This is a genomic window from Rhodococcus sp. JS3073 (genome assembly GCF_026810085.1).
In the GTDB taxonomy this organism is placed as follows: domain Bacteria; phylum Actinomycetota; class Actinomycetes; order Mycobacteriales; family Mycobacteriaceae; genus Rhodococcus_F; species Rhodococcus_F wratislaviensis.
Window position 1 is genome coordinate 606,705 of the sequence record NZ_CP113952.1, and the last position, 14,518, is coordinate 621,222.

The 14,518-nt window shown below is 63.1% G+C and carries 12 protein-coding genes; 10 read left to right on the forward strand and 2 right to left on the reverse strand.

What is annotated here, in order from left to right; genetic code table 11:
* The first annotated feature begins 11 nt into the window (after positions 1-11).
* The 4 genes from npcA (at position 12) to OYT95_RS40685 (ending at position 6,259) form a co-directional block, all read left to right on the forward strand.
* The gene (gene npcA / locus OYT95_RS40670; protein WP_268793177.1) at positions 12-1,598 is read left to right on the forward strand and encodes a 4-nitrophenol 4-monooxygenase/4-nitrocatechol 2-monooxygenase oxygenase component; all 1,587 of its coding nucleotides are present in this window, start codon (positions 12-14) and stop codon (positions 1,596-1,598) included.
* A gap of 233 nt (positions 1,599-1,831) precedes the next feature.
* On the forward strand, positions 1,832-2,746 hold the full coding sequence (locus OYT95_RS40675) for a dioxygenase family protein (protein WP_268793178.1): 915 nt from the start codon (positions 1,832-1,834) through the stop codon (positions 2,744-2,746).
* A gap of 385 nt (positions 2,747-3,131) precedes the next feature.
* Complete coding sequence (locus tag OYT95_RS40680; RefSeq protein ID WP_268793179.1) at positions 3,132-4,256, forward strand: maleylacetate reductase; 1,125 nt, start codon at positions 3,132-3,134, stop codon at positions 4,254-4,256.
* A gap of 809 nt (positions 4,257-5,065) precedes the next feature.
* A complete protein-coding gene (locus OYT95_RS40685) occupies positions 5,066-6,259 on the forward strand; it encodes an NAD(P)-dependent malic enzyme (RefSeq protein WP_268793180.1) in 1,194 nt (397 codons plus the stop codon).
* Positions 6,260-6,784: 525 nt separating this feature from the next.
* Here the strand turns inward: OYT95_RS40685 and OYT95_RS44910 are convergent.
* Together OYT95_RS44910 and OYT95_RS40690 are read right to left on the reverse strand one after the other, a co-directional pair.
* Positions 6,785-7,243 carry a group II intron maturase-specific domain-containing protein gene (locus tag OYT95_RS44910; RefSeq protein ID WP_442972604.1) on the reverse strand — a complete coding sequence of 153 codons (459 nt, stop codon included), beginning with the start codon at positions 7,241-7,243 and terminating at the stop codon, positions 6,785-6,787.
* Between the two features lie 388 nt (positions 7,244-7,631).
* Complete coding sequence (locus OYT95_RS40690; protein WP_268793181.1) at positions 7,632-8,006, reverse strand: hypothetical protein; 375 nt, start codon at positions 8,004-8,006, stop codon at positions 7,632-7,634.
* A gap of 122 nt (positions 8,007-8,128) precedes the next feature.
* Here OYT95_RS40690 and OYT95_RS40695 point away from each other — a divergent pair, with 122 nt between their 5' ends.
* From OYT95_RS40695 to OYT95_RS40720, 6 genes are all read left to right on the forward strand, one after another.
* Positions 8,129-9,709 carry a hydantoinase/oxoprolinase family protein gene (locus OYT95_RS40695; RefSeq protein WP_268793182.1) on the forward strand — a complete coding sequence of 527 codons (1,581 nt, stop codon included), beginning with the start codon at positions 8,129-8,131 and terminating at the stop codon, positions 9,707-9,709.
* Entirely contained in the window at positions 9,696-10,787 is a 1,092-nt protein-coding gene (locus OYT95_RS40700; protein ID WP_268793183.1) for a DUF917 domain-containing protein, read from the forward strand. The genes OYT95_RS40695 and OYT95_RS40700 overlap by 14 nt, the downstream gene beginning before the upstream one ends.
* Complete coding sequence (locus tag OYT95_RS40705; RefSeq protein ID WP_268793184.1) at positions 10,784-11,995, forward strand: metal-dependent hydrolase family protein; 1,212 nt, start codon at positions 10,784-10,786, stop codon at positions 11,993-11,995. The genes OYT95_RS40700 and OYT95_RS40705 overlap by 4 nt, the downstream gene beginning before the upstream one ends.
* Positions 11,996-12,021: 26 nt before the next feature.
* Complete coding sequence (locus tag OYT95_RS40710; protein ID WP_268793185.1) at positions 12,022-12,411, forward strand: nuclear transport factor 2 family protein; 390 nt, start codon at positions 12,022-12,024, stop codon at positions 12,409-12,411.
* Positions 12,412-12,531: 120 nt separating this feature from the next.
* A complete protein-coding gene (locus OYT95_RS40715) occupies positions 12,532-13,860 on the forward strand; it encodes a purine-cytosine permease family protein (protein ID WP_268793186.1) in 1,329 nt (442 codons plus the stop codon).
* 211 nt (positions 13,861-14,071) lie between these two features.
* Positions 14,072-14,455, forward strand: a complete 384-nt coding sequence (locus OYT95_RS40720; protein WP_268793187.1) for a nuclear transport factor 2 family protein — start codon at positions 14,072-14,074, stop codon at positions 14,453-14,455.
* The last annotated feature ends 63 nt before the right edge of the window (positions 14,456-14,518 follow it).

Below are 14,518 nucleotides of genomic sequence, written 5' to 3' on the forward strand. Positions count from 1 at the left end.
AGGTTCCTCGAATGAGGACAGGAAAACAGTATCTGGAGTCACTCCAGGACGGACGCCAGGTCTACGTCGGAGGTGAATTGATCGACGACGTTACAACTCACCCCAAGACCAGCGGGTACGCGAAGGCGATCGCTGAGTACTACGACTTGCACCTCGCTCCGGAACACCAGGATGTCCTGACCTTCGTCGACGACGACGGTGTGCGAAAGTCGATGCACTGGTTCCTGCCCCGGACAAAAGCCGACGCCGCCCGTCGCCGCGCCTATCACGAATTCTGGTTCCGGCACTTCAAGGGAGGTATCTTCACGCGGCCACCGGCCGGAATGAACGTCGTGATGTACGCCCAGATCGACGACCCGGAACCCTGGGAGGACAACGCGATTGTCGCTGACGGGCGCAAGATCCCGTTCGCCGACAACATCCGGGCACAGTGGGCGCGTGTCACCTCGCACGATGTGGCTCTATCGCCGATGTTCGTGGATGTGCAGTACGACCGGGGACGTGACGATGCCCTCGGCGAGACTCCGATGTTGAGCATCAGGGAGCAGAACGACAAGGGCATCGTCGTCCGAGGCTGGAAGGCGATGGGAACCTCACTTCCCTTCGTCAACGAGTTGCTCGTCGGCAACCTGTGGCGTCCGGGGCAGACCTCGGATCAAACTGTGTACGCGATTGTCCCGGTGAACACCCCAGGGCTCTCGCTGGTGTGTCGCCAATCGAACGCCACCCCGGATGCAGACCCCTACGATCACCCACTGTCGACCATCGGTGACGAACTCGACGGTATGGCGTACTTCGACGACGTCTTTATCCCGTGGGAGAACGTTCAGCACATCGGCAACCCAGACCACGCAAAGTGGTACCCGCAACGACAGTTCGACTGGGTCCACATCGAGACCCAGATCCGGCACGCGGTCCATGCCGAACTGATCGTCGGTCTCGCGCTCCTCCTGACCAACGCGCTGGGAACAAACAACAACCCGATCGTGCAATCGCAGCTTGCCGATCTCGTCCGCTTCCGGGAGACCTGCAAGGCATTCGCCATTGCCGCCGAGGAAACCGGCTTCACCACCGCGGGCGGGTTGTACAAACCCAACAACATCTACGTCGACCTCGGACGCGCCCACTACCTCGAGAACATCCACAACGCCGTCAATCAGTTGATCGAGTTCTGCGGTCGCGGTGTCGTGATGTCACCGACGAAGGCCGACTTCGATCATCCATTCCTCGGACCTCGGTTGGAGGAGGCGCTGCGTGGCACGTCGATCAGCGCGCGGGATCGCGTGGCAATCTTCCGGCAGATCAGTGAAAGGTATCTCACCCAGTGGGGTGCGCGGCATGAGATGTTCGAGAAGTTCAACGGTACCCCGCTGTACCTCGTGCGGTTGCTGACGATGCAGCGCACCGAGTACCAGGTCGACGGCCCGTTGACCGACCTTGCGCGACAGGTTCTCGGCTTCGGCGACACCGAGGCGCTCGCCGCTCGGGCGGCCGAGGTGGAGAAGAAGTCCAACTGGGCGTCCGTTGCGTACCAACCCGAGTACGCGCGGGAGCAGGACGTCCGCGACGGCTACTACAAGGCTGCTGAAAAGGTCTGATCGTAGTTGGGGGCTGCCGGGCTGGAGTATTTCTCGGCCCGGCAGCTAATCGGTACGTGAAGCAAGACCGGGGACCTTAGCTGGGTTGGAATCGATCTCGCACGTGGCCCAATGCTTTGGGTCGAAGCACACATCATGCGGTTAACGACAAACTATTGTCCGGCATCCAACTTTCTATTTTTGCGGTGTAGATCTGAGGGTCGCGGCTTGTGGCCAGGCGGAGGAGTAGCGGTATGGCGATGCATAATAGCGGCAATTCATTTAGCCCCCAGGTGTTGACCGAGACGGTCGTGCAATCATTCGCCTGCACATCAGATAGCCGACTCAAGGAAATCATTTCATCGCTCGTTCGACACCTGCATGGATTTGTCCGTGAGATCGAACCGACCCTCGTGGAATGGCAGGAGGGGATTGACTTTCTCACGGAGGTTGGTCAGAAATGTAATGCAGTCCGCCAAGAATTCGTACTGTTGTCCGACGTGCTCGGGATATCAATGCTCGTCGAGACGATCAACGACTTGGATTCGCCCGGTGCGACAGACAGTACAGTGCTCGGCCCCTTTCACATGACTGAATCTCCAGTCCGGAAGCTGGGTGAGTCGATTGACATGCTGGGGTCAGGCACACCGCTGCTGGTCACTGGATCGGTACGTGCCGTTACTGGTACGCCGATCCCATATGCCACAGTCGATGTGTGGCAATGCAATGAACAAGGTTTCTACGACGTCCAGCAACCTGACCTTCAACCGGCAGGCAATGGGCGGGGGTTGTTCACGGCGGACAGGCAAGGCCGATTCTGGTTTTTCACCGTTACGCCCAGCCACTACCCGATACCGACTGACGGACCAGTGGGGAAGCTTCTATCCGCAACGAATAGGCATCCGTTCAGGCCGGGCCACATTCACCTGATAGCCCATGCCGGCGGATTTCGCGAACTCACTACGCACGTCTTCGTTCCCGACAGTCCATATCTTGACTCAGATGCTGTCTTCGCAGTCAAGGAATCGCTTGTCGGGGAATTTGCGCGAGCAACGGACGAGGAGGCCTCCCAATTTGAGGTAGAAATTGAATCACCAGTCGCGAGAGTGCAGCTAGTTCTGAGCCCGGAGTACGAAAATGATTCGGGCACACGGATCGGCGCGGTTTGACGATGGCAAACCGCGATACCTGCGCAATTTCGGTGCCGGGCTTGCAAATTGCATTCTACGGATACGCTGGGTCGCCGGTCTGGGCGGCTTTGATGGACTTAGAGGGGCAATAATGATTAATAAACTGTATGCATTTGTACTCGCGCTAGCGGGTGTTTCGTTTGGTAGCTATATCGTGATCCACGAGGTGAGTGAAAGTGTCCGAGGCGACTCGGGAATGCTCGAATCGAGCGCAGCACGCCGATCGGAATGTTGAGAATCCGGAGAACGTTCGGGGTTGCTATCGACTTCGATTCGGTTCCGACGAGGGGGAAGAGCAGCTGCATGTGCATTTAACAAAATCGATGACTGCCAATGGATGTGCAGCTACGAGAGGAGTTTGTATATGCGTTCAACTGACACCATCCCTTTCGGTGATGCGCCAGATCTGAAGATACCCATGCCGAAGTCGTTCGCCAGAACGAGCCTGCCGGGCCGGCTTCTCTTTGGCGAAGGCGCACTTGACGATCTAGCTCATGAACTAGACAACGCGCGTTTCCGTAGAGCGATGTTGATCGTGTCGTCGAATCAGATCGTTCTCGCGCAGAGGAGTCGAGACGCCCTGGGGTGCCTGCTGGCTCTCGAATGGACTGAAGTAAGACAACACGTCCCTGTTGAGCTCGCGGACCGTTGTGGTGCATCCGCAGCGAGTGCTGACGTCGACGTTCTGGTGGCCATTGGTGGAGGTAGCACTATCGGATTGGGCAAAGCGGTCGCCGTCCGCACTGCACTTCCGCTCGTCGTCGTCCCGACCACATACTCAGGGAGCGAGATGACACCAATATACGGACTCACCACGGGGAGGGAGAAGAAGACCGCGCGTGACAAGGCGGCATTGCCGCAGATCGTCATCTATGATCCGCAGTTGCTGACAGGGCTACCCGCGTCGATCGTGGGAACCAGTGGACTGAACGCCCTGGCTCACTGTGCGGAAGCCATATGGGCCCTCAACGCGGACCCGATTACCGATTCGTTGGCCCTCGATGGCGCCTACCGCTTGCAGCGTTACCTGCCGATGGCTTACGGCACAACGGATGTCGCCGCTCGCGGCCAGGTTCTCGTCGCTGCCTGTCTCGCCGGCACTGCGCTCGGCGTTGTGGGCACGAGTCTGCACCATGCACTCTGCCATTTGCTCGGCGGGATGTTAGAGGCGCCGCACGCCGAGACGCATGCCATCCTCCTGCCCTATGTCATCAGCTACCTTCAGCCTGCGATACCCGACGCAATAGGGCGTCTGGCCGACGCGATGGGTCGCCAGCCCGACAGGTTGGCCCGCGACGTGTGGTCCCTGGCACAGGCAGTAGGAACACCACCAGGATTGCGAGCTGTCGGTGTCAGGGAGGAACAGATCGAGATGGTGACGGCCGCAGCTCTGGACAAGAACATCGCGAGCCCGCGGTCGCTCACGCATGAGGCACTTCAGGCCTTGCTTCACGCGGCATGGGCGGGCAAAGATCCCCAACCTGGTTGACCAGCAGCTTCCGGCAATGCGTTCGAAGGCGTGGTAGTAGAAGGCTATTCGATGCCTGTATTCTCCAACGTCGGAATACGAATCACGATAGATGGTGATCCAAAGGAAGTGCCGCATGTCTGGGCATCATCATGCCGAAGCAGCTCGACGCCTAGAAGATGACCGTTACTACGCGGTCCAAGCCGATGATGTTGATCCGTTCGCCTCGATATTCCATCCTGTTCTCCACCCATACCAGCGGATCCACCGACACGCTTGAGTCCTACACGTCGGAGTTGCGCCAGCCTTCCTACGTCCATCACTCGATCGAGCACCCGATTGATCAATCGTCGCTGTCAACGAGGTCGGCTCGGCTCATGGGAGATGAATGTCCGAATTACTGTCGGGACATCGAGAAGCAACTCAGTATCACATCGCTAGCAGGGCGGGTTCGTATGGCTTCGGTGGAAGCTACTGGCGTATCATTAGGTCCGAAACCGTCAACGGGGCAACGTAACCCGTCGACTGAACAAGTGATGACGCCTGCGGGCCGATCGCTTTAGTGCGGGTTCCGGTCAGCAGTGCTCGTCCAAGTGTCGATCCGGATTATCCGATAAACGGTAGCTAGGCAAGGGCTTCAATCGCGAAGCAGGGCCGGGTGAAGATTCTCACTGAGCGGGCTGTCAGCGAGAGGTTGGGGGACCCAACGGACCAGCGAAGGGCTGCAAGAACAGGTGTTACGTCTTTTTCGAACGGGTGTATCTCATTTCCGAATCGAGCACCGTGGTGATTCCGTCGGAAATGCCAGTACTTATGTCCAAGGAGCAGTCGTGTCCATCGTGTCCGAACCCACCACACCGCAGAAGGTCGAGCTGACCGACGAGGAGATCTTCGCCGGCCACATCGGGGGGAAGCTCTCGGTCGAGACCACGACCGCCCTCGATACCCAGCGCGCCCTGTCCATCGCCTACACACCCGGCGTCGCACAGGTGTCCCGCGCCATCGCCGCCGACGAAACCCTCGCCGACCGGTACACCTGGACCAGCCGCCTCGTGGTCGTCGTCAGTGACGGCTCCGCGGTACTCGGCCTCGGGGACATCGGCCCGCGCGCCTCCCTTCCCGTGATGGAGGGCAAGTCCGCCCTGTTCAAGAACTTCGCGGGCCTGAACTCGATCCCGCTGGTCCTCGACACCAAGGACCCCGACGAGATCGTCGAAACCCTGATCCGGCTGCGCCCGAGCTTCGGGGCCGTCAACCTGGAGGACATCTCCGCTCCGCGCTGCTTCGAGATCGAAAAACGCGTCATCGAGGCGTTGGACTGCCCGGTCATGCACGACGACCAGCACGGCACCGCCATCGTCGTCCTCGCCGCCCTCAAGGGTGCGGTCAAGGTCCAGGACCGCGACATCCACCAGCTGCGGGTCGTCATCTCCGGTGCCGGCGCCGCCGGAGTCGCCTGCGCGAACATCCTGCTCGCCGCCGGGATCGCCGACGTGACCGTCCTCGACTCGAAGGGCATCGTCTCCGCCGACCGGCAGGACCTGGGCGAGATCAAGGTCGACCTGGCCGCGCGCACCAACCCGGCCGGCCGCCGCGGCGGCACCGCCGAAGCCCTCGACGGGGCGGATGTGTTCCTCGGGGTGTCCGCGGGCACCGTGCCGGAGGAACTCATCGCGACCATGGCGAAGGATTCCATCGTATTCGGGTTGTCGAACCCGGACCCGGAGATCCACCCCGACATCGCCCGCAAGCATGCGGCGATCGTGGCCACCGGACGCTCGGATTTCCCGAACCAGATCAACAATGTGCTTGCCTTCCCCGGCGTGTTCCGTGGCGCCCTGGACGCCGGTGCCCGCCGGATCACCGAAGGTATGAAGCTCGCCGCCGCCGAGGCAATCCTCTCGGTCGTCGGTGACGAGCTGGCTGTAGACAAGATCGTTCCCAGCCCGCTCGATCCTCGCGTCGCCCCCGCTGTCGCGGAGGCAGTCGCCGCCGCTGCTCGTGCAGAAGGCGTCACCGACTAGCGAGAATCCACCCGAACACCCCGGACCGGCTAACCGGCGGGCCGCGGTGCACCCTGCTCGCTATCGAGAGCCTCCACGGCGTCACTGGCGACTGATGGTGTGGACGCTCTCCCGTGTGTGGTGCTGGGCGGACCTTTCCGTCGACTTGAGTCCGCAGTGCAGCAGGCCGCCGGCGGATTGGTTGGTGCCAGATGGAGGTGGATCATCCCTTACGGCGTGGAGGGTGATGGATGGTGCATCACACCGGGTGTTCCCGTTAACGTTCTTTGGCGCGCCGACGGGCATTGGGGTGGTGAGTGCCGCACTGCCGGATGCGGTGTGGACCATGTCGTGGTGGGGTTGGTCTCGGGGGAAGTAGACGCCCTCGGCGAACAGAGGGCCGAACAGATCATGCCGCGCCATCTCCGCACTCTGCTCGAACAACGCACCCAGCAAGTGGTGAAGGGCTCGGCGCGGTGCCCGCCGGGCAGCTACAGGAGCCGGACATAGCGGCTACGCCGATCGACGAGGGTGCCGATTGAGGACCTACTCGACCGTCCCACGATGTAGGGGTCGGACCGGGGCGCAGTGCCGGGATTGCCCGGTCCGTTTCCCCGGCCCACCCTCCGCCCCGGACGTGCGACTCTCATCGCATCCCGCGCTCCACGGACTGCCACTGTCAGGCGGGAACCGAAGTCCCCATGCTGGTCCACGGTGTGGGAAGTTGCTCGCCCGCCACCGACACCGAGTAATCGGAACGGTGGCGGTGTCGAACATGATAATCCCGTTCTCTTGCGGACGATTGCCAGGCCTGCCGGTCAGGAAGCGTCGGTAGAGATCCGCCCACGTGATCCGTTTGTGCCGTTTGAACAGCCATCGGGTGACCCGATGCCAGGCGAAGACATCGAGGTAACCGAAGGTCGCTTTCGGCACACCGTGACGGAAATACGCGAAGACTTTCGTACCGTTGGCAGCAACAACGACGAGCAGAGGACACGCACGCATGACGCAACAGGTGGAAGCTGGCCAGCTCGGTCTTATGGCGGCAGGTGGCCATGTCGGGTCACTGAACGAAGAACTCTGACTGTTGCGCCCAGGACTTCAGCGGAGACTGAATTCGAAGGTTCAATATTGGGGGCGCGGTTGATCGGCTGTCCGGTTTGTCAGCCCATCGATGTTCGATATTGCTGGCCGGGGACGGGTGGCCGGTTGCCGGCGTCAAGCCGCTTGTGGTGGCGTGTAGTAGATGATGTTGTGCCAGAGGGGTTTCCAGTCCACTTGTCGCGGCCAGAGCGGGTGGGTCCACGCTTGCGTGGAGTCGAACTGGAGAATTCCACGACCGAGAATCTGGTGCCTGCGTAGGTTCGTTTTGAGTAGCTGTGCGTATTAGCTCCTACTGCCGCCCATTGGCTGGCCACGCCTTTCGAGCTGGGAGATTGGTCCGGCTATACGCCGCGGTGAGTTGCTCGATGGTTTGGGCGTGGCAGCCAGTTTGGTGGAGTGCGTGCCGGAGTGCGTCGTGGAATCGGTTCTTGGACATTCCGAAGGCGACGAGGATGTCTTCGTCGGATGCTCCTCCGTACGGCGCCCAGGTGTTGGCGAAGTGGATAAGTTCGGCGTTTTCGCTTCGGGGGCTGAAGCGTTCGTTGCGGGTGCGGTCCCATTGCTTTCTTCTGCGTAGTCGTCGGTAGTTGTCGATTTGGTCGTCGTTCTTGGTGGCCTCTTGCGGGGGTGCGGGGCGTGGGCGGCTGTCGCGGTTGTTGGACATGTCGGTCCTGGGTGGGTAGCTAGTTGACGGGTCTGTGTGATGGTGCTTACACTGATTTCCAGTTTACTGGATAGAAATCCAGTTTGTAGAACCCGATGAGGGTGAACTTGAAGGGAGAGCCCATGCGGATCGGCATCGATGTCGGGGGCACCAACACCGACTCGGCGGTGCTGGACGGCACGCGGGTGGCAGTGTGGGCGAAGACTCCAACGACAGCGGATGTGCTGGATGGAGTCGCGGCCGTACTACGAAACGTTGCCAGCCAGGTAGACATGGGCGCCGTCGACGCCGTCAACATCGGCACCACGCACTTCGTGAATGCTCTAGTCGAGGTACGCGGGCTCGCGCCGGTGGTCGCGATTCGGCTGGCGACACCGCCGCAGACGCTCGCGCCAATGGTCGACTGGCCGACGGCGCTACGCGACGCCGTACTCGGTGAGGTCCACGTGTGCGCCGGAGGACACCAGTTCACCGGGGTTCCGATGCAACCGCTGGACGTCGAGACGCTGCGGACAATTGCACGGTCGGCGACCGCCCGAGGTTTGCGGCAGTTCGCGGTGAGCTCGGTGTTCTCTCCCGTGAACGCGGAAGGGGAACGGCTGGCCGCCGACATCATCAGGGCAGAGTGCCCGGAGTCATCGGTGACCTTGTCGCACGAGATCGGCCGACTCGGCATCCTCGAACGGGAGAACGCGGCGATCCTCAATGCCGCGCTGCGGCCGTTGGCGGCGCACGTCGTCGCCGGGTTTGCGTCGGCGATGGCCGAAGTCGGGTTGAACGTGCCGCTGAATGTATCGCAAAACGACGGCACCGTGATGGGCCTCGAACTCGCGCGGGAGTTCCCGATGCTGACCTTCGCGTCCGGGCCGACGAACTCGATGCGGGGCGCGGCGTTCGAGGCTGGCGCGGGTGACTGCGTGGTGGTCGACGTAGGCGGAACAACCACCGACATCGGCCTGCTGCAGGGTGGCTTTCCTCGGGAGTCGGCGGTCGCGGTCGATGTGGCCGGGGTGCGCACGAACTTCCGTATCCCGGATGTCGTCTCCCTCGCCATCGGTGGTGGGAGCATTGTCCGCCGCGCCGGCGACACTGTCACCGTGGGCCCGGACAGCGTCGGGCATCGGCTGACCGAACGGGCGCTGGTGTTCGGTGGTGACACGCTCACCTTGACCGATGTCGCGGTCGCCGCCGGGGTGGCCGTGGTCGGTGATCCGGCGCGGGTCGCCGACCTGGACCCGTCTGTCGTCAACGCCACCCTCGGGCTCGTCCAGGGTCGGATCGCGGAAGCGATCGACAAGGCGAAGCTACAGGCGGGCGATGTGGCGGTTGTTGCGGTGGGCGGTGGGGCGTTCCTCGTCGGTGACCGGATTCCCGGAGTTGCCGGGGTGACCCGTCCCGCCCATGGTTCGGTAGCCAACGCTGTCGGAGCAGCGGCGGCGAATGTCAGCGGTGAAATCGACCAGCTCTATTCGTTGACGGCCCAGACGCGGGACGAGGCACTTGCCGATGCCCGCGCTCAGGCAGTGGCCAAGGCAGTCCACGCCGGCGCCGCGGCCGACACGGTACGCATCGTCGACGAGGAAGACATCCCGTTGGCCTACCTCGAGGACAGCGCTGCGATTCGCGTGCGGGTCCGCGCAGTCGGCGACCTGCCCGCGACCGAAACGAACAACAGTAAGGACAGCGTCGATGTTGCTGGATGAGGAACTGCTCGAAGACATGGCCATCGGTGCCACGATCCTGGCGGTCGGCGGCGGGGGTGACCCCTACATCGGCAAACTCCTCGCACGCGAGGCGATCCGAAAGTATGGGCCGATTCCGGTGATCGATCTCGCCGACGTCCCAGACGACGCCCGACTGGCATTCGTCGCAGGGCTCGGAGCGCCCGGGGTTCTCAACGAAAAATTGCCCCGCGCAGAGGAAATCATCGCCGCGGTCGAAGTTCTCGAGGACCACCTCGGGTACCGGTTCACGCACCTGGTGCCCGGTGAGGCGGGCGGGCTGAACGCAATCTTGCCGGCCACGGCCGCGGCCGCCCACGGCATTCCCATGGTCGATGCCGACGGTATGGGTCGCGCATTTCCGTACATGGACCTGGTCACACCCACGTTGCACGGCGGGCGGATCAGCCCGATGTCGATCGTGGATGAACATGGCAACCGCATTGTTCTCACCAGCGAGACGAACGCGTGGGCCGAGGCGATCGGGCGTGCGGCCATGGTCGCTTCCGGGTGCATGACGATGACTGCGCTCTACCCGATGACCGGCGCTCAGGCCAAGCAGTGGCTGGTCGGCGGCACGGTCAGTCTGGCTGCCCGGCTCGGCAGGACGGTCAGGACCGCGCGCGCCGATCACCGCAATCCCGTCGACGCGATCGTCGACGAACACGGCGCCGTCCGGCTCTTCGACGGCAAGGTCGTCGACGTCGCCCGACGCATCGAAGGTGGGTGGAACCGCGGCGAGGCCGTCCTCGATGGCATCGACGCATTCGGTGGACAGTCCATGCGAGTGGGCTTCCAGAATGAGTACCTGATCGCGACGCTCGGCGGCGAGACCGTGGCCACCACACCTGACCTGATCATGACTGTAATACTCGAGACCGGCGAACCGATCCCCGCCGAGGAGATCCGTTACGGATACCGGGTCGCGGTTCTCGGGTTGTCGAGCGACCGGCAATGGCGGACCGATGACGGCCTCGCGCTGGCAGGTCCGCGCAGATTCGGCTACGACCTGGACTTCGTCCCCGTCTGCACCCCGGACGCCGCAAGGCCGGCGTCGTGAGCGGTCCGGGCCGGATAGTCCTGCATGGCGGTCAGGTCATCGACGGCACGGGCGCCGCGCCCGCGGCCGCCGATGTCGTCGTCGAAGACGGCATCATCGTCGATGTCGGTTCGGGGCTTGACGGCGACGAAGGCGTCGACGTGAGTGGGCTGACGGTGATGCCCGGCTTCATCGACTGCCATGTGCACACGGTGTTCTCCGGTGTCGAACAGCAACGGATGCTGCAGGAGCCTTTCTCCTACCAGTTCTACGCAGCGGCCCGAAACATGGCGCTGACACTGGACACCGGCGTGACCACCGTGCGTGATGCCGGCGGCGCCGACCTCGGCATGAAACAGGCCGTCGCCGACGGTTTGATCGAGGGCCCCCGATTGCTCACCGCGATCACGGTCCTCGGCCAGACCGGCGGACACACCGACGGCTGGTGTGCCAGCGGCGGGTGCGTTCCCTTGCTCCAGCCGCATCCCGGGCGTCCCGGCATGATCGTCGATGGCCCCGATGAGATGCGTCGCCGGGTCCGTGAATTGGTTCGTGCCGGCGCCGACACCATCAAGATTTGCACATCGGGAGGGGTTATCTCGCCCCGCGACGATCCCCGGCACGCCCACTTCAGCGCAGAGGAACTCGACATCTGCGTCGCGGAGGCCACGGCCGCCGGGCTCGACGTCATGGCGCACGCGCAAGGCGCACAAGGGGTGAAGAACGCGATCCGGTCCGGTGTCCACTCGATCGAGCATGGTGTGTTCCTCGACGACGAGGCCATCGATCTTCTCGTCGCGACTGGCACATGGCTCGTGCCCACCCTGATGGCCAGTCACGCGTTGCTTCGCGCCGCGGCCACGGGGACTCGACTCCCGCTTGCTGTACTCGACAAGGCCCGCGCCGCCGCGGACCAACACCAGATCTCGATCGCCCGAGCCGTCGACGCGGGGGTGCGCATCGCGATGGGCACCGACAGCGGTGTCTTCCCGCACGGCGACAACCTCGACGAACTCGACTTCCTCCACACCGCAGGCATGACTGCATTGGGCGCGTTGACCTCTGGCACCTCCGCCGCCGCCCAACTGCTCGGGATCGGCGACACGGTCGGAACGGTCCAGCCCGGGAAACTCGCCGACCTCGTGTGCGTCGAAGGCGACCCACTCGACCTCGTCGACTACCGGAAGAAGATCACCCAGGTCTGGCAACACGGGCACCGTCGCCGTTGATCTCACGAAAAGAAGGAAGCCGACTCATGCCGCTAACACCTGCGCCGACCGAGGTTCTGAAACTGGCCACGGACTGGTTCAACGCAGCGTTGAGCCGCGACCGAGACTTCGTCACCGCACACACCTGCACGTTCACGGCCGACTGGATCGTCACCATCGGATCCGAACCGTACGCGCACTATCGGTTCGACGATCTCCTCGCGCACCTGGGCGAGGTACCCCCACGGAGGTCAGTGACCTCGGCACCGCACGGATTCGTCGACGGAGACACAGCCTGGACAGTCGATTTCCCCGAAGTCGACATGCGCCACGACGGCATGATCACCGCCCGGCACACTCTCGTCATGCGTCGCGTCGACGGCGCCTGGAAGGTCGCACACTCACACCTGTCCGAAGGCGTCAAACGACTTCTCTGACTCCACCATCTCGCCCCGCACCCCGCGGAGGACGCATTCCGCGTCCTGCGCGTGGGCGGTCACTCAGGCTGAAGCGCGCCCCGCGCCCAGCCTTGTTCGCCCGCATCAAGGAGAGCCACTATGGCATCGAACGGCACTGACGATTACGCGTTGGACCGCGTGCCCGATACCGGCCGACGGGCGTGGTTCGGCATCGCCGTCCAACGCTTCGGACAAATATCCGCGCTGACCCAGTTCCTGGTCGGCGCCATGCTCGGATTCCGAATGGAATTCTGGAACGCCGTCCTGGCACTGACTCTGGGCGCCGTCGTCATCGAATTAGCGGCTATCCTCATCGGCATCATCGGTGTGCGCGAGGGACTGTCGACCACACTGCTGGCCCGATGGACTGGTCTCGGTACCGGGGGCGCGGCCCTGCTATCGCTGATGCTCGGATTGGCGATCACCGCTGGCTTTGGTGTCCAATCGGGGATCGCCGCCCAGGGCCTCGCCTCGCTGTTCGGCGCCCTTCCCGTCTGGGCCTGGGCGGTGATCTCGGGCCTGGTAGTCACCGTGATCGTCGTCTACGGCATCTCGTCTCTGGCGTGGACCGCCTACCTCGCAGTGCCGCTGTTCCTCGTGCTGGTCACCTGGTCGATAACCAGCGAAATGCTCCGCCACCCGCTCTCCGAGGTGATCGGATCGCTGCCGGCAGGCCCACCGATGTCACTGATCGCCGGCGCCACCTTCGTCGCCGGATCGTTCTTCGTCGGTGCAGTGATCACCCCCGACATGTCCCGGTTCAACCGCAGTGTCGCAGACGTCATCAAACAGACCGTCGTCGGTATCACACTCGGCGAATACGTCGTCGGTGTCGCCGGGATCCTCCTCGCCCTCGCCGCACGCACTTCGGATGTCGGCGCGATCGTCCTATCCTCCGTCGGGTGGGTAGGAGTGCTGGTCATCGTGCTCGGTACCGTCAAGATCAACGACTGGAATCTGTATAGCGGCAGCCTCGCCGTGGTCAATTGCATTGAGACGATCATCGGTCGACGCGTTCATCGTGCGACGGTCACCGTCGTCCTCGGTGCCGTTGGAACCGGTGCCGCCGCAGCAGGAATCCTGGGCTGGTTCGTCGAGCTCTCCTCGGCCCAGGGCTATGTGTTCGCCCCCGTCGGCGGCATCATGGTCGCCGAATACTTCGTGGTCAAACGGTGGCGGGCCGACCTCGACCGCACTCGCTCCACCGCGACCCTTCCCGACTCCGCCCCGCGCTGGGTACCGGCCACCATCGTCGTGTGGGTGCTATCCGCACTGTTCGGGGCGCTGGTTCCGGTCGGCATACCTCCGGTGAATGCCTTCGCCTTCGCGTTCGTGCTGTACGTGGTCGCGGGGAAACTGGGCCTGGTGAACGGATTCGGGGGATATCACCGCACCGAGCGTCTGCCCGCTGAGATGAGTAGCGTCTGACCAGTCATCGCAGCGGACGACGTGTGCTGATCGGGGCATAGGCTGCGACCCCGGCCCGCCCCGGGAGCAGGTATCGCCGACGCTGGGGCCGGGTCGTTCGCACCGATGTGCGCGGGGAACGACCCGGCTCCGTCCAGGTCTCCAGTCGCTGCCTGTCTAAACACCCTCCTATTCAACAGACGTCACGTGATCACCACGGAAGGACACCGCTATGGAACGTGCGACACCCGATGTCGTGGAAGTCGCTCGCGACTGGATTGCCGCCGGCCATGCGCGAGACGGGGCGAAAGTCGCCTCGTTGTCCGCGCCGCCGGAAGACACCGCAATCTTCACCGTGTCGTCGGCGCCCGACTCGAACCTGACACTTCAGGCGCTGCTCGACCACTTCGCCGAGTACCCGCCATGCGCATTGATCGGCTCTCAGCCCGCCGGGTACATGTACGGCGACTGCGCATGGGTTTTCGACAACCCCGGTGTAGTGGTGCCAGGCGAAGGCGCGATCTCGATCCGGATCACCGTGGTACTCCACAGATTCGCGGAGGGTTGGAAAGTCGTACACGGACATCTGTCCGAGGGCGTCGCACACCTCGAATGACAATCCTGCTGATCACCGTCCCGGGCGGAGGTGATGCGCGCCGCAGTGCCCCGTACCACCACC